The sequence below is a fragment of the Providencia sp. PROV048 genome, assembly GCF_033688165.1.
Lineage (GTDB): Bacteria > Pseudomonadota > Gammaproteobacteria > Enterobacterales > Enterobacteriaceae > Providencia > Providencia hangzhouensis.
The window spans coordinates 1,123,089-1,139,133 of record NZ_CP096360.1 but is presented as its reverse complement, the minus strand read 5'-3'; the positions used below and the strand labels follow the sequence as shown (position 1 = coordinate 1,139,133).

The following is a 16,045-nucleotide window of genomic DNA, read 5'->3' as shown; positions in this document are numbered from 1 at the left end:
ATACAATGGAACAAGTCTATATTGCTGTAGGAAGTAACCTTGGTGAGCCGCTGCTACAGGCACAGCAAGCTATTGCAGCATTAGATGCTATTCCTAATAGCCGCGTTGTTTCTACCTCTTCTGTTTATCGAACCAAACCATTAGGCCCACAGGACCAGCCAGATTTTTTGAATCTGGCTGTGCTACTAGAAACAAGCCTTGAGCCTGAAGTTCTTCTTAACCATACACAAAAAATCGAACTTGAGCTTGGCCGTGTACGCAAAGAGGAACGTTGGGGGCCACGAACGCTTGACCTCGATATCATGCTTTTTGGTAACCGTATCATCAATACTGAACGGTTAATCGTTCCACATTATGGGCTAAAAGAGCGTGAGTTTATGTTGTATCCGCTTAGCGAAATCGCCCCTTCCCTTGTTTTTCCTGATGGCGAAAAGCTTTCAGAAAGACTCACACAAGTCCCTCGAAATGGCCTAACGTTTTGGGATATTCCAGCCTAAAATGTTCAACCTCTTATGAGGTATGGTCGCAGGGAGATCATTTCCGGAGGTTATTATAATGAAACCAATTTCTCTGGCTGATTTATGTCAGTTTAAAAAAGACAAACACAAATTTGCAACCATGACAGCCTATGACTCAAGCTTTGCTCAATTATTTTATGAGCAAGGTATTCAGGTGATGCTCGTTGGAGACTCACTGGGAATGACGATCCAAGGTGAATCATCTACTTTACCTGTGACCGTCGAGCAAATTGCTTACCACACCCGATGCGTTCGCAAAGGTGCACCAAACGCCTTCATTATTGCAGATATGCCATTCATGAGTTACGCCACACCAGAACAAGCTTGTTCTAATGCAGCAATTTTGATGCAAGCGGGTGCAAACATGGTGAAAATTGAGGGTGGCAGCTGGTTATGTGATACCGTAAAAATGCTAGGAGAACGCTCTGTTCCTGTGTGTGGTCATCTAGGTTTAACACCTCAAGCAGTAAACGTTCTTGGCGGTTATAAAGTCCAAGGACGCGATGAGGTCACGGCAAATCAATTACTCAAAGATGCAATTGCATTAGAAAATGCAGGTATCCAATTATTGGTTCTCGAATGTGTTCCAACTGCCTTAGCAAGTCATGTTTCTGAAGAACTGCTATTACCGGTGATTGGTATTGGCGCAGGAAATGGAACTGATGGACAAATCCTTGTTATGCATGATGCACTGGGTATTACCGCACGAGCGCCTAAATTTGCTAAAAACTTTTTAGCTCAAGCAGGCAACCTTCATGATGCTATTCGTATGTATATCCAAGAAGTGGAAGATGGCATTTACCCAAGTGAAGCACATTCTTTTTCTTAATTGATGCCAGTAATTATAAGGAACACACGTATGCTTATCGTTGAAACGGCACTTATCTTACGCCGTGAAATTCGTCGTTGGAAACAAGAAGGTAAACGTATTGCACTTGTCCCAACGATGGGTAATTTACACGATGGTCACTTAACACTCATTGACCAAGCGAAAAAACAGGCTGATATTGTGATTGCCAGTGTATTCGTGAACCCAATGCAATTTGATAGGCAATCTGATTTAGCCAATTACCCACGAACTTTGCAAGAAGATTGCGAAAAATTAAAGCGTCGTGATATCAATTTAGTTTTTGCACCTTCCCCGCAAGAATTCTACCCAGAAGGGATGGAAAAACAGACTTTTGTTGAAGTTCCTGAGTTATCGACCATGTTAGAAGGCGCAAGCCGTCCCGGTCATTTTAGAGGTGTCGCAACGGTTATCACTAAGCTGTTCAACTTAGTTCAGCCAGATATTGCCTTGTTTGGTGAAAAAGATTACCAACAGTTGCAATTAATTCGCAAATTAGTTTCTGACTTATCATTTGATACTCAAATTGTTAGTGTCCCAACGGTTAGAGCTAAAAATGGCCTAGCACTGAGTTCACGTAACAATAATTTGTCAGCAGAAGAGCTAAAAATAGCGCCTAAACTGTTTCAAATTATGCAACAAGCGGGTGAAAAATTAGTCGCTGAGCCTAACGCATCTGAAGTTATTATCGAAGAGATGAATAATAGCTTACGTGAAGCCGGTTTTACCCCTGATGAGCTATTTATTCGCGATGCAGATACATTATTACCACTTGGTGAGTCCAGTAAACGTGCGGTTATTTTAATGGCTGCATGGTTAGGTCAAACGCGTCTTATTGATAATTTACAAGTTGACCTGCAACGCGATATTGCATAAAAATAAATCAATTATAAAAATGAAATAACACACTGCAATTACAGTGTTTATAGCGTTAATTCAATGTCTGTGTTCCGAATGGCTTTTATTTTTCAAACTCATTTGGTTCACAGCTAGGCGGTAAGTAAGCGAGTCCTTAGGAGCACATAAGTATGTGACTAGGGCGAGTGAGCGCCACCAACAACGCTGTGAGCCAAATGAGGAAGAAAAAAATGTTAAGAAGAATGTTACAAGGTAAACTCCATCGCGTCACGGTTACACAAGCAGACCTACACTATGAAGGCTCATGTGCGATAGATCAGGACTTCATGGATGCAGCTGGGATCCTTGAATACGAAGCCATTGATATTTACAACGTTGATAATGGCGAACGTTTTTCAACCTACGCGATTTCTGGCGAGCGCGGTTCAAAAATTATCTCAGTAAATGGTGCTGCTGCACGCCGTGCTGCGGTTGGTGATAAGCTGATTATTTGTTCTTATGTACAAATGGAAGATGAAGATGCGCGCCTACATAAGCCAAAAGTGGCTTATTTTGATGAAAACAATAAAATGAGTCGCATCGCAAAAGCAGTCCCTGTTCAAGTGGCATAATGTTGGATTTTATTTATCCAACAATTTGATTAGTATTGCCATTTATATACATCTCAATAAAAAACGGCTTTTGATTACGCTAAGTACCAAAAGCCGTTTTTTACACAATTTCAGCCCAAAATTTAACTTCTTAAGCCTCTACCTTGCTCAATCAAAAACCATGTTAATGCATAAAAGACGACTAAGAAAATCATTAAGACGCCTAACGTAATCGCGATAGAAACATCGGCTATTCCCAGAAAACCATAACGAAAGCCGCTGATCATATACACAATTGGGTTCAGTTTAGAGACGGCTTGCCAAAACGGTGGGAGCAATGACAACGAATAAAACACACCACCTAAATACGTTAATGGTGTTAATACAAAGGTAGGAACAATACTAATATCATCAAATGTCTTAGCGAAGATGGCATTTAATAGACCGGCAAGGGAAAACACAATTGCGGTTAGTAATAATGTTATGACTACCATTGCCCATGAATGCACTTGCAAGGGAATAAAAAATAACGATACCAATGTAACGAGAAAGCCGACTAAAATCCCTCTAGCAACACCACCACCAACAAAACCTGCGATAATAATATGCGTCGGAACAGGGGCAACGAGTAATTCTTCAATATTTTTCTGAAATTTAGAACCAAAGAAAGAAGAACAAACATTTGAATATGAATTAGTGATCACCGCCATCATGATCAGCCCGGGGACGATAAACTGCATATAATCCACACCGCCCATATCACCAATTCTTGAACCAATTAAATTACCAAAAATCACAAAATACAGCGACATTGTGATCACTGGTGGTAACAATGTTTGTATCCAAATACGGCCAAACCGCGTGACTTCTTTTATCCAAATAGTTTTTAATGCGACCCAATATAATGAGATCATCTTGCAATCTCCTTCTCGGTTGCATTACTTTCTCTTTTGACTAAGTTAACAAATAACTCTTCTAACCGGTTTGCTTTATTTCGCATACTTAAAATCTGAACACCTTGCTCACTGAATTGGCTAAAAACACTATTTAGACCTTGCTCTCTTTTAACATCTACCTCAAGTGTTGAAGTATCTATCAAACGTGATTCATACCCTAATAATTGAGGGATCGGACTTTTTGGCATTAAATCAAAAATAAAGGTTTCTGATTCTAATTGGCTCAGTAATTGCTTCATACTAGTATTTTCAACTAATTCACCATGTTGAATAATGCCAATATTACGGCACAACATTTCAGCCTCTTCCAAATAGTGAGTGGTTAAAATGATTGTCGTCCCCTGAGCGTTAAGATTCTTTAAAAATGTCCACATTGAGCGACGAAGCTCAATATCAACACCCGCCGTGGGTTCATCCAAAATTAATAGCTTTGGTTGGTGCATCAATGCACGGGCTATCATTAAACGGCGTTTCATACCACCAGACAAATTACGTGCCCGCTCATCACGCTTTTCCCATAAATCAAGTTGGGTTAGGTACTGCTCTGCACGTTGTACCGCAACAGAACGCGTAACCCCATAATAACCGGCTTGGTTAAGGACAATTTGTAATACCGTTTCAAATGGATTGAAATTAAACTCTTGAGGCACTAATCCAAGTTGCTGCTTTGCTTGCACAACTTGTTTTTCTAAATCATAACCAAATACTTTTACAGACCCGCTTGTTTTGTTTACCAGCGAGCTAATGATCCCTATTGTAGTTGATTTACCCGCACCATTTGGTCCCAACAATGCGTAAAAGTCACCGTCTTCAACGCTCAGATCAATCCCTTTCAGGGCTTTCACACCACCTGGGTAGGTTTTGGTTAACTGCGATAACTCAAGTGCATATGTCATATGTAAAAAAAACCTTTATTCTTAGAACGGTTTGAAGGCAATATATCGCCATGATGCCACTTTTTTCTGCTCTATGTTATGCAGAAAAGAGATAATTAGTTTATACAATATAATTCAATATGTTATAAATTTAGGGTTGTCTTGTCTAAAAGACAGGTTCATCATAAGGGCATTAAAATTAGTATAACTAATTATTAATTAATCAATAAATGTTGTATAAGATTTTATCGCAAAGTAACACAACTAGGCTATAAGTCATGATGAGAAAAATCGAAGAGCTGTTTGCTAACAATGAAGCATGGTCAGCATCAGTCAATGAACAAGACCCCGAATTCTTCAAGGAATTATCAAAAGCACAAAAGCCGAGATTCTTATGGATAGGCTGCTCTGACAGCCGAGTACCTGCAGAAAAACTCATTAACGCGGCACCTGGGGACCTTTTTGTGCACCGTAATGTTGCCAACTTAGTCATTCACACTGACCTAAACTGTTTATCTGTCATTCAATATGCGGTTGATGTCTTACAAGTTGAGCACATTATTATTTGCGGCCACTATGGCTGTGGTGGTATTGAAGCGGCGGTTGATAATACCGAACTTGGCTTAATTAATAACTGGCTATTACACATAAGAGATATTTGGTACAGACATAGCTCTATGTTGGGTGAATTAAAGCCTTGTGAGCGTCTTAACCGTTTATGTGAGTTAAATGTTGTTGAGCAAGTTTATAACTTAGGGCATTCAACCATCATGCAGTCTGCATGGAAACGTGGCCAAAAAGTGATGATCCACGGTTGGGTATATGGGATTAATAATGGCCGGTTACACGACTTACATATTACTGCAGACAGCCGAGAAAAACTTGAGTTATGTTACCGTGAAGCTATTTCAACATTAACTCAAAAAAAATAAATTAAACTAAAAATAAAAAGCTCTTACATTTAAGAGCTTTTTACCAATTAAATCCAAAAATAGCGTAATTAAATTATAAAATATATTTTCATTTCTTTTAAATTAAAATGAAAATATCAATCCAAAAAAACTCATGATTAACAATTGTTGTAATTATATTTATACGCATATTAATTTAAGTATTGATACATATTTATCCTGAAGCAGAGTGAAGCTTATTTGTTGATTACAAAGAAATTAACCTCAAGAAATATATATTCAACCACGAAAAACTCATTGATGATATTTTATTTTGAAATAAAAAACCGGACTTTGAATAAGTATTTTTAAATATACTTATTTTAAATTTCAATCATAATTCAAGTGTTATAATGGGGTATTGTTAATTTACATATATTAACTTCAAATCATATTTAGGGATATTTCTATGAGTCAGCCTATTAAAAGTGGGTCTTCTAATCATACATTAAAGCTAAAGCCTATCGTCTTATGCGTCTCTGCAATTTTAGGGATGACTTCAATGGCTCATGGCGAAATAATTAATACTAACGGTGCTGGAGTAATCAATCAGCACAATGGCCCAACAATTGTTAATATAAATAAAGCTAGTGACAAAGGGGTTTCTCACAATATATACAACAAATTCGATGTTGATAATAAGGGAGTCATTTTAAACAACAGTAAAGATAACGTTAATACTCAGTTAGGTGGAATGATTAACGGAAACCTTAATTTAGCGGGTGGTGAAGCAAAAGTTATCCTTAATGAGGTTAACTCTAATAATGCAACAACGCTAAATGGTATGGTTGAAGTTGCAGGGAAAAAAGCACAAGTTATTGTTGCTAACCCATCAGGTATTACATGTAACTCATGCGGCTTCATTAATACAGAAAGTGCGACTCTAACAACGGGTAAGCCAATTGTTACTAACGGAGAAATTCTTGGCTATAACGTTTCTAAAGGCCAAATTATCGTTAATAAAAACTTAACGTCTAATTCTCCAACTGAACTAATTGCTCGTTCAGCAATTATTAATGGTCAATTAGCAGCAAAAGAAATCAAAGTTGTTACGGGAAATAACTTTGTCGATGCTAATGGTGAAGTATTATCTTCTGTTCCCGGTACAGGTAGCCGCCCTTCTGTCGCAATTGATGTTTCATCTTTAGGTGGTATGTACGCAGATAAAATTACCCTTGTTTCTACCGAAATGGGGGTTGGCGTTAGTAATCAGGGCATTATTTCTGCTGGTAATGATGGTTTATCTATCTCTTCTAATGGTGGGCTATCTAATAAAAGAAATAGAATTCGATCTAACGGTAATATTGATGTAAAAGCCTCAGGTATTAGCAATGATGCCATAATTACTGCTAGAAAAAATATTAACGTTGATATTAATTCCGGTGGTTTCATCAACAACGATGGTGGAAAAATCATCTCAACAGATGGCAGCATTAGTCTCGCAGGTAATTCCTCAGTATTTAACCGCTATAAAGGTTCCATTCAAGCTAAAAACAATGTAAGTATTTCAGGTGAAACGCTTCAAAATGGTGATGGTATAATCAAAGCCGAAACTGGTGATATTAATATTGATTTAACTGATACACTCTATCAGTGGCGAAATACAGCTAATAGCCACGTTGAAGATAGAATTATTGCAGGTAGAGATATTAATATCAAAGCCAGCCGAATCATTAATGAAAATGCAAGAATTGAATCTGGAAGAGATATTAATTTAACGCTAAATTCAGGGTTAGAAAATACAAATTCTGCAGTAACCGCACAACGTAGAATAAAAGTTGATGCTGATATATTAACCAACAAATCATCATCTATTACAGCAAAAAATGCAAAATCTGATTATAATATTACTAAATATATTAATAATGATGCAAAATCTACCATTAGTAGCGGCCGTGGATTAAATATCACTTCTGCAAAATTAATCAATGCAGGTAAAATTGTTTCACCTACTAATGTACCAAATACAGTACCAGTCCCAACTTATGCTTCTAACATCAAGATTGACAACCTTGAAAATAACGGTGGGTCTATTGCTGGTGATAACTTAACTATTACTTCTAATAATATAAGTAACACACAAGGTTTCATTGACGGAAAAACACTTAAAGTTACCGCTAATACTCTAAGCAACAATGGTGGATATATTCGCTCATATAACGACATGACATTAAATGTTGGTCATTTAAGCAACTTAAACTCTAATAATTTCTCTTCTGTTGCATCTCGATTTGCTTTAACAAACAAAGTTGGTGGTATTGAAGCATTAAATTCCGGAATTACAGTTACTGGTAATAAGGTTTCTAACTATTTTGGATTATTTAAAAGTTCCTCATCAGAAAAAGCAGCAACAAGTGGTGGAATGGAGTTTAAATTAACTAATGAACTAGATAACAATAATGGACAGTTAATTAGTTATGGCGGAATCAATATTGATGCTAAAGGGCTAAATAACTATAAAGGTGATATCTATGCGGGAGGCCGTTTGGATATTAAATCAGCAAGTAATATTAATAACTATTATGGTAAACTCAGATCTGATTATATAACAACCCTTTATGCTCCAGGTATTAGTAGCTATGATACGAATGGAACCTATAGTTTAGACGGTACAGGTATCATTTATAAACCAAACGGTTTAAATATCATTCACATCAAAAAACCAACAGACAGTGGTATTTCCCATAACACCTATCAAAGTTTTAATGTGAACGAAAAAGGCGTTATTTTTAATAACAGTAGCACTGCAACTGATACCCTTTTAGGGGGTAATATTTTTGGAAATGATAATATTACTGCTGGTAAAGAGGCTTCAGTTATCTTAAATGAAGTTATCGGCAACAGCATGACAACTATTAATGGTATGATGGAAGTTGCTGGAAATGCAGCTCAAGTTATTGTAGCTAATGCATCGGGTATTACATGTAACAGCTGTGGCTTCATCAACGCTACACGTGGTGCATTTGTTACAGGAACACCTATTGTTGTTGGTCAAAACTTAGTTGGCTACAATGTCTCTAAAGGCGAAATTACAGTTAATAATAACCTGACATCTAACAGCGTTGTTGATTTTATCTCTCGCGCTGTACTTGTTAACGGCAACGTTAAAGCAAATGAACTAAACATTACAACCGGTTCTAATTTTTATGATGCAAATGGTAATATAATCTCTAGTATTACCGGGCCTTATAATCAGAAAAATTACGGTGTAACTGTCGCTGCAAACGGTAGCCTAAACGCAGAAAAAATGAACATTAATATTAATGATTCCAATACAGGTCTCTTTAATAAAGGTGTTATTAATGCGGGTAATCAAGGATTAAACGTTAAAGCTGGTGCTATAAATAATACTGGAACCATTCAAAGCAGAGGAAACATTGACTTAGCTGCTAATTCAACTAATTCCTTTAGTAATGATTATGGGACAATTATCTCCTCTAATGGTGATGTTAATATTTCCTCAAATGGTACTTTACTCAATCGCTATAATGGGTTAATCAAAGCTAATCAAAACGTTAACATCAATACCGCACAAGACATCCAGAATAGTAATGGCTTGATTCATGCTGAGAAAGGCAACATTAATGTTAACGCAGATACAATCTACAACTGGGCAGGTAACAATAGTAAATATGGTAAATACAGATTTACTGCTGGCCAAGATATTGTTTTTAACGTTAATCGACTCATCAATGAACAAGCTATCATTTCAGCAGGTAGAGACTTTACTTTCACAGGTAAAAGTTTAGATAATAAAGCATCAAGTGCGCTCTATGCAAAACGCCGCATGACTATCGATACTAATATTTTAAACAACCTGTCATCTACCATGAAAACTGAAAATGGCAGAATGGATATTACTGCATACAATTCAGTCGTTAATGATAGTAAATCGGTAATTAGCAGTGAGAAATTATTGAATATTACTTCACCAAAACTGACAAATAATGGTGTTATCTCTTCTAACAATGGTAAATCGACGTTTAAAGTTAATAATTTAGTTAATAATGCTGGTTATATTAAAGGCTTTAACCTTAACTTTATCTCTCAATATTTAAACAACTCTAATGGTTTGATTAAAGCGGATAATAACTTAGTAATGAATGCTGATTATATCAGTAATACTAATTCGTCTGACTTTAGCCGATACACATATAACCTTGGTTTACCAAGCCAAAAAGGGGGGATTGTCACCAACAATGGCAACATTAAAATTAAAGGTATTCAGATGAATAATACTTCAGGTATCGTTCAAACGAATGCTCTTTTCCCTGCACCTGGTGAAGCTGATATTGATGTAACATTGAGCAATGAGCTTATTAACAACTACGCTCAAATTAATAGTGCAGGAAATATGAATATCCAAGCGAATTCAATTTCCAACTATAATGGTGCAATAAATGCAGGTATTAATTTAACAGTTAAGGGCAACAGTTCCATCAACAATGCCTATGGTAGAATCAATTCAAATGGTACTACTCAAGTTAACACGCCTCTGCTTTCCAATTCTTATGGAAAAATCACGGGCGGTACTGTTATCATCAATAAATAGTTATAATATAATTTATTGATTTATCTAATATATGCCACCTCTAAAAGAGGTGGCTTTAAATATAGCCCTCTATAAGTGGGCTATATTCTTTATTAATCCTCCAATAATTCCATTTGTTGGTCGAGCTCTTGATCAACTTTATCCTGATGCCTTACATAACGCCTAATGATGACTTCATTACCCCTCACCGTATCAGCAAAATATCCCCTAGCCCAAAAGTGATTACTCCAAAGTTTCTTACGTATATGTGGAAATCGATTATATAACCTTATCGCACTACGTCTTTTCAGGACTCCCATCAGTGTTGATATTGATAGTTTAGGTGGGATCATTACAACTAAATGAACATAGTCTGGCTGAACATTTAGCTTCAATACTCACAGTCTTTCATATTGCAGAGAATATAAATTGTTCTATAAAGTTCTTTTCCTACTTTATCTTTCAATATCTTATAACGATATTTAGGTATCCAAACTAGATGATATTTGCAACACCAATACACATGTGATGAACTTCTGTATAAACCCATGTTATTTCCTCTTTACTTGTGGTGAGTAAGAGGTAGTTTTTTAATATGGGTTTCCTTCCGGCTATAGCCTCACAGGGTCAATCACTACCTCCTTAGGAGGTCGTTTAAGGCTGACAATGAAAAGGTCATATCTATCGTTGTCACTCAACTAATTAGATACGGTCTTTTATTTTTAAGTGACTTACGGATAATAAATTACAAGGTAAGAAAAGCGCCCCACAGTATACTGCCTAGCGACAATAAGAAGAGCCGCCTAAGCACGGCTCTTCTTTATCGGGTTACCGAATATTAATCTTCAAGTAACGTTACATGACCAATATAAGGCAGATGACGATATTGTTGAGCGTAGTCGATACCGTAACCCACCACAAATTTGTCTTCGATAGAATAACCAATCCACTCAACTGGAACCTGTACTTCTCGGCGCGAAGGTTTATCCAGTAATGTACAAATAGCGACAGATTTAGGCCCGCGTAATTCGAAAATCTCACGCACTTTATTTAACGTATTACCAGAGTCGATAATATCTTCAACGATTAATACGTGTTTATCACGGATATCTTCGTCCAAATCTTTGACAATTTTAACATCACGGCTCGATGTCATCGCATTGCCATAACTTGAAACAGTCATAAAATCGACTTCATGAGGAACATCAATCTTACGGCATAAATCAGCCATAAAAATAAATGAACCTTTCAGCAAACCAACAAGGACTAATTCACCATCAAGCTTTTGATAATGAGCACTAATTTTATCGGCTAATTCACTAATTCGTTGAGCAATCTCTTCTTCAGAGATCATCACTTCAAGGGTATGTTTCATCTTCTATTACGCATCTATGGGAATGGAAAGCACGTAATTTTAACATAGGCAGCACGCATATACTAATAAAGGAAAATACAGTGCTAAAATTTCACACTGCATTTTCTCTGAAAATAAATATTGCTGTTAACTGACAGTGAAGCCCAACATCATTCCTGTATCTTCATGCTCCAAAAGATGGCAATGGGCCATATAAGGGTGCTGTTGAGTTGCAGGGTGTTTAAACTCGACTAAAATTTCACTCACCTGCCCTTCCACTTTAACAATATCTTTCCACCCTTGGCGATGAGGTGCTACGGCTTGGCCGTTTTCTTTTAGGATACGAAAACGTGTGCCATGGACGTGGAATGGGTGCAACATCATATCGCCACGCCCTGAAACGACCCAAATTTCTTGCTGATTCATAGGGGCATTAAATGCGGGATGCGTCATTGAGAAAACTTGCCCATTAATAGTATTCGCATTATGAATATCCAAACCATCAGAACCTGTACCACAGTGGCCGCCACTTCCCATTTTGCCATTCATATTTCCATGATTCATATTACTTGCATTCATGTTACCGTGGTTCATATTCCCCATCATTGCACCATGACCGCCCATGTTACCCATGGCTTGGTCGCCATATTTTTCACGTAACATCATCATGCCTTGCATGTCCAAACGCATATCCATCATTAAGTGGAAACGACGGCGATTTAAGCCAGCAAGAGAAGGAATAGCAGACATTGCTGCAAGTGTTGATGGTAAGTCACCTTCTCCCTTCGTCAACGTTGTTTCAATACGCAGTACTGGCAAAGGCTGGTCAAATGGTGCGATCGTCATACCCATTTGCCCGACAGGTAGAGTTACCAAATCGAATGCACGACCATCGGAGGCATCAATTAATACTTCAAAACGCTCTCCCATCAAGATAGGTAATTCTGTTACCGCAATCGGCTCGGCTAATAAACCACCATCACTCGCAACGACATACATTTTACGTCCATCACTGGTGGATATATTTAAACTTCTAGCATTACAGCCATTCAATAGCCTTAAGCGCAGCCAACCTTTCGGGGCAACATGTTTAGGATAAACAGCACCATTCGTTAGCATGATGTCACCGAACCACCCCACAGCCGCACTCATCACATCAAGCTGGTAATCAATTTGTCCATCATCTTTTAAGCGTTTGTCTTGCAAAATGACAGGAATATCATCAACACCCCAATCGCTTGGTAAGCCGTGTTTTGTGCTGGCATCATCTTTAATTAATACAAGACCAGCTAACCCCATCGCCACTTGGTAGCCGGTTTTTCCATGAGTATGAGGATGGAACCAACATGTCGCTTCGCTTTGATTTACCGTAAAATTCACTTTACGGCTTGTATCTGGTTGGATTATCGCTTGAGGGCCGCCATCTTGCTCACCTGAAATCTCTAAACCGTGCCAATGAACCGTGGTGTCTTCTGCCAGTTTGTTAATAATATTGATATTAACATTTTGTCCATTTTTCAAACTAATTGCAGGGCCTAATAAATTACCGTTATAACCCCATGTCGTCGTTTGCTTTCCTGGAACAAATTGCGAAACGCCCTGCTGAATAACGACCTGAATGTTGCCTTGCGCATCAGGCTCCAATAAGGGTGGAATCGCTAATGTTGGATAATTTCCTGCTGCTACCGCGATGCGGCTCCAAATAGGCAGCGCACTTGCAGCATATGTGATAGCACTTAACTTAAGAAAATCGCGACGTAGCATTGATAACCTTCCTTTTATTTATCAAATCGATAATCATCAGTGGTGTAATTTATGACAAATTACACTTTCGAAGCAAAACATGGTTTAATGGAGGTATGATAAAGCTTCCCCTTACAGGAAGGTCAATAAAGCCACTCTAAAAATGTGGGTTTATTACATGGATTTAAGAAAAATATAGTTGACTAACAATTCTATTCTTATGCTAACGTAACTTGACATAGAAAACAGATAGAATAACGAATGCGCAAATTTATATTGATGTCATGCTTAATGACTCTGTTAGGGATAACCAATTCTGCCAGAGCCCTTTCCAACAACGAAGCTGAAGATCTTGCTGATCTCACGGCCGTTTTTATTTATCTAAAATATGATTGCGGGTATTCACAAATCCCAGATAGAGAAATTGAACGTGCCATTGTTTACTTTGCTAAAAGTAACAAATGGGACCTTAGCAACTATAATGCGGAAAAAATGACCGCCCTTAACAAAGAAAGTTATAGTGACCTAAAAGGGATACCACTCACTACTGAGTTTAAATGCCAGTCCCTTGCACGGGATTCTCTTGGCCTCTTTGCTTACGTCAAGTAAGCTGATAAGAAAGCCCATCAAGAAAACATGCCAAAATATCGCCTGCATGTTTTCTTTCTTTACTCTAAATTATTCTTTCTTTTCTGCCTTCTTTCTTGCCAAAACAAAGCTATCGATGGAATACTTTGAATAATTACCATCCTGATAATATGGTTTGACATAACAAAGCCTGCATCTAAATTCATGGTAATTGCTGCGAATGTCATCGCTTCCATACTTCCCGGGGCCCAAGCTAACAGTAACACCGAAATATCATAGCCTGTAATCCAAGATGCAAATACCGTGATAAGAAAAGTCAGCACGATATTAACCACCACGACTTGAGCTGAAGAGTATATATTTTTAATCAACGAGGAAAGTGGGAACACAATGAAATGGTTACCAATGTTCATCCCAATCAATACCATACTAAGTTCAGTCAACATCAGTGGAAAATTCAATGGGATATCAGCCCAACCTTGAATGAGTGTTGCCGCCGCTAATGACGTCAACATAAAAGGCGCAGGAACTTTTAAACGCTGTAAAATGGCCCCTGAAATCACCCCAACAGCAATAATAAGCAGCAGCCATCCCGTTGAAATTAATGTCAATTCTGGCAATTCTATTATCGGTTGTGGGTCACCATCACTGCCAACAACAATTCCTGCTAATAAGATAAGAATAATTAAGCGAATTGTATGGGAAATAACAATTTTCTGAGGCGGTGTATGGGTGTGGTCTGTTAATGCGAGGATTGCCGCCATAGCACCGGGTACAGAGCCAAGCATTGCCTCTTGTTTTGTCCAACCGACTTTCCGGTAAAACCAAAAAAAACTAAACGAAAATTGCACAGCCAAACAAACAACCAACATCAATAATAAAAGAAATAAATTGTCCGCTTCATTAAGAGATACTTGATTGAACATCAAGCCCACAGAGGTTCCCAACGTGACTTGAACAAAACTAATGGTGTGTTTAGGAATTGCGAAGGAAATACCAAAACGATGAAAAATGATAATGGCAATGATCGGGCCAAACATCAATGCAAGGGGAACTCCTAGGTAAGTAAGCCCGCCACCGATTAAAGCACAGATGGAAATCCCACCTATCATTTTTAATAATTTCTTCATATGGTATTAACCATTAAGTCTTTTTATATCCCTAATTTATATCATATTATTTAAGCCATATAGCTTTAGTTTTTATTTATTTATCACCCTAGTGATATCCACCAACATTTATCTATTTATTAGGTTTTGATCTTATTATTTTAACTTGGTCTGAAAAAATCTTTTTAACTTAGATTGACACGGTACAGTGAAAAATTTATTTCCTTCTCTTTATGTTATCAGCATGAGCTTGGTTCATAACCGCTTTGGACATCCATTGCGCTAATTGTGTTACTTGAGCATCATCCATTTTCCAAATATCTTTTAGTACTAAAAATATTTCAGAACCATAAATAACAGAAAAAGCACGAATCACTTTATCAATAATTTCTTGCGGATATTCTGATTTCATTGGCGATGTGACCATTGCAAGAATTTCTTTACGATTACCGCGTTCTAGACGCTTATCTTTAATGCTTTGTGGAGCTGCTCGCCCCTGTGCCCACTGCTGTAATGATACTTGCAGCGCGGCTCGTAAAACACCTTCATGTTCAAACATACGTGGAAAAGCATAGGTTAATAGCTCGTCAATACGCTCTTCGGTTTGCTCACTTTGCGGGCGCCAAGTTAAAATAGGACCTAAACTTTCATTAACCGTTGCAGTAATTAAATCGGCTTGTGTCGGAAAATAACGATAAGCTGTCGCACGAGAAACTCCCGCCTCAAGTGCCAACTCAGAAACAGAAGGCATCGCCCCTTTTTCAAATAAATCTAAAGCCGTCTTAATCAACAATACATAGGTTCGTTTTCGTGTCCCTTTGTATTCTGAATGTGAATTAGTTTTAGACATTAATTTATCCTTAAAATACTGTCACTTACTATAAAATGAGTTAGAGCTCATGAAAACATATAAGTGTGAATAGGTAAATGCACTTGGTTGATGATTTAAAGAAATTATTCATAAAGGTGATTTAAAAGTAATAGCAAAAATCATAACAATCACAATTATATCTTTTAAATATCCAAATATACTCAAAATAGCTCAGGTCTATAAATAATAATTTATACTATTTTATCAATAGGATAAAAACATTATCAGTCAATAACGTCATAATAAACCAAAAAT

Annotated in this window: 13 protein-coding genes and 1 pseudogene; 7 read left to right on the top strand and 7 right to left on the bottom strand. The window is 37.4% G+C overall.

Annotated features, from left to right (window positions below; translation table 11 throughout):
- The first annotated feature begins 5 nt into the window (after window positions 1-5).
- The 4 genes from folK (at window position 6) to panD (ending at window position 2,834) form a co-directional block, all read left to right on the top strand.
- Complete coding sequence (folK, locus tag M1F26_RS04880; RefSeq protein ID WP_094960949.1) at window positions 6-497, top strand: 2-amino-4-hydroxy-6-hydroxymethyldihydropteridine diphosphokinase; 492 nt, start codon at window positions 6-8, stop codon at window positions 495-497.
- Window positions 498-555: 58 nt separating this feature from the next.
- Entirely contained in the window at window positions 556-1,347 is a 792-nt protein-coding gene (gene panB / locus M1F26_RS04875; protein ID WP_036958292.1) for a 3-methyl-2-oxobutanoate hydroxymethyltransferase, read from the top strand.
- A gap of 30 nt (window positions 1,348-1,377) precedes the next feature.
- Window positions 1,378-2,241 (top strand): pantoate--beta-alanine ligase, encoded by an 864-nt coding sequence (gene panC / locus M1F26_RS04870; RefSeq protein ID WP_140171265.1) that lies wholly within the window; start codon window positions 1,378-1,380, stop codon window positions 2,239-2,241.
- Between the two features lie 212 nt (window positions 2,242-2,453).
- The gene (gene panD, locus M1F26_RS04865; RefSeq protein WP_109912045.1) at window positions 2,454-2,834 is read left to right on the top strand and encodes an aspartate 1-decarboxylase; all 381 of its coding nucleotides are present in this window, start codon (window positions 2,454-2,456) and stop codon (window positions 2,832-2,834) included.
- A gap of 122 nt (window positions 2,835-2,956) precedes the next feature.
- Here panD and M1F26_RS04860 read toward each other — a convergent pair whose 3' ends face one another.
- A complete protein-coding gene (locus tag M1F26_RS04860) occupies window positions 2,957-3,727 on the bottom strand; it encodes an ABC transporter permease (protein WP_004913713.1) in 771 nt (256 codons plus the stop codon).
- Window positions 3,724-4,665, bottom strand: a complete 942-nt coding sequence (locus M1F26_RS04855; RefSeq protein ID WP_004913716.1) for an ABC transporter ATP-binding protein — start codon at window positions 4,663-4,665, stop codon at window positions 3,724-3,726. The genes M1F26_RS04860 and M1F26_RS04855 overlap by 4 nt, the downstream gene beginning before the upstream one ends.
- Before the next feature lie 257 nt (window positions 4,666-4,922).
- Between M1F26_RS04855 and can the strand changes: the two genes are divergently transcribed.
- Both can and M1F26_RS04845 read left to right on the top strand, forming a co-directional pair.
- The gene (gene can, locus M1F26_RS04850) at window positions 4,923-5,576 is read left to right on the top strand and encodes a carbonate dehydratase (protein ID WP_102139423.1); all 654 of its coding nucleotides are present in this window, start codon (window positions 4,923-4,925) and stop codon (window positions 5,574-5,576) included.
- A gap of 427 nt (window positions 5,577-6,003) precedes the next feature.
- Window positions 6,004-10,146: a filamentous hemagglutinin N-terminal domain-containing protein gene (locus M1F26_RS04845; RefSeq protein WP_140171267.1), complete on the top strand. Its 4,143-nt coding sequence runs from the start codon at window positions 6,004-6,006 to the stop codon at window positions 10,144-10,146.
- A gap of 92 nt (window positions 10,147-10,238) precedes the next feature.
- Here the strand turns inward: M1F26_RS04845 and tnpA are convergent.
- The 3 genes and pseudogenes from tnpA to cueO form a co-directional block, all read right to left on the bottom strand.
- Window positions 10,239-10,675: pseudogene (tnpA, locus tag M1F26_RS04840) on the bottom strand (IS200/IS605 family transposase).
- Between the two features lie 288 nt (window positions 10,676-10,963).
- A complete protein-coding gene (hpt, locus tag M1F26_RS04835) occupies window positions 10,964-11,500 on the bottom strand; it encodes a hypoxanthine phosphoribosyltransferase (protein WP_125891608.1) in 537 nt (178 codons plus the stop codon).
- 126 nt (window positions 11,501-11,626) lie between these two features.
- Window positions 11,627-13,243 carry a multicopper oxidase CueO gene (cueO, locus tag M1F26_RS04830; protein ID WP_140171269.1) on the bottom strand — a complete coding sequence of 539 codons (1,617 nt, stop codon included), beginning with the start codon at window positions 13,241-13,243 and terminating at the stop codon, window positions 11,627-11,629.
- Between the two features lie 240 nt (window positions 13,244-13,483).
- On the opposite strand from cueO, the gene M1F26_RS04825 reads away from it, so the two are divergent.
- Window positions 13,484-13,831, top strand: a complete 348-nt coding sequence (locus M1F26_RS04825; protein ID WP_096863287.1) for a YacC family pilotin-like protein — start codon at window positions 13,484-13,486, stop codon at window positions 13,829-13,831.
- Window positions 13,832-13,890: 59 nt separating this feature from the next.
- Here M1F26_RS04825 and M1F26_RS04820 read toward each other — a convergent pair whose 3' ends face one another.
- Both M1F26_RS04820 and M1F26_RS04815 read right to left on the bottom strand, forming a co-directional pair.
- Window positions 13,891-14,940, bottom strand: coding sequence for an AbrB family transcriptional regulator (locus tag M1F26_RS04820; RefSeq protein ID WP_110592266.1), 1,050 nt, complete (start codon window positions 14,938-14,940; stop codon window positions 13,891-13,893).
- Window positions 14,941-15,136: 196 nt separating this feature from the next.
- Window positions 15,137-15,769: a TetR/AcrR family transcriptional regulator gene (locus tag M1F26_RS04815; RefSeq protein ID WP_004260563.1), complete on the bottom strand. Its 633-nt coding sequence runs from the start codon at window positions 15,767-15,769 to the stop codon at window positions 15,137-15,139.
- Window positions 15,770-16,045: the final 276 nt, after the last annotated feature.

Coding starts and splice junctions, on each gene's coding strand:
- folK (WP_094960949.1), top strand. CDS start 6: ATGGAACAAGTCTATATTGCTGTAGGAAGTAACCTTGGTGAGCCGCTG.
- panB (WP_036958292.1), top strand. CDS start 556: ATGAAACCAATTTCTCTGGCTGATTTATGTCAGTTTAAAAAAGACAAA.
- panC (WP_140171265.1), top strand. CDS start 1,378: ATGCTTATCGTTGAAACGGCACTTATCTTACGCCGTGAAATTCGTCGT.
- panD (WP_109912045.1), top strand. CDS start 2,454: ATGTTAAGAAGAATGTTACAAGGTAAACTCCATCGCGTCACGGTTACA.
- M1F26_RS04860 (WP_004913713.1), bottom strand. CDS start 3,727: ATGATCTCATTATATTGGGTCGCATTAAAAACTATTTGGATAAAAGAA.
- M1F26_RS04855 (WP_004913716.1), bottom strand. CDS start 4,665: ATGACATATGCACTTGAGTTATCGCAGTTAACCAAAACCTACCCAGGT.
- can (WP_102139423.1), top strand. CDS start 4,923: ATGATGAGAAAAATCGAAGAGCTGTTTGCTAACAATGAAGCATGGTCA.
- M1F26_RS04845 (WP_140171267.1), top strand. CDS start 6,004: ATGAGTCAGCCTATTAAAAGTGGGTCTTCTAATCATACATTAAAGCTA.
- hpt (WP_125891608.1), bottom strand. CDS start 11,500: ATGAAACATACCCTTGAAGTGATGATCTCTGAAGAAGAGATTGCTCAA.
- cueO (WP_140171269.1), bottom strand. CDS start 13,243: ATGCTACGTCGCGATTTTCTTAAGTTAAGTGCTATCACATATGCTGCA.
- M1F26_RS04825 (WP_096863287.1), top strand. CDS start 13,484: ATGCGCAAATTTATATTGATGTCATGCTTAATGACTCTGTTAGGGATA.
- M1F26_RS04820 (WP_110592266.1), bottom strand. CDS start 14,940: ATGAAGAAATTATTAAAAATGATAGGTGGGATTTCCATCTGTGCTTTA.
- M1F26_RS04815 (WP_004260563.1), bottom strand. CDS start 15,769: ATGTCTAAAACTAATTCACATTCAGAATACAAAGGGACACGAAAACGA.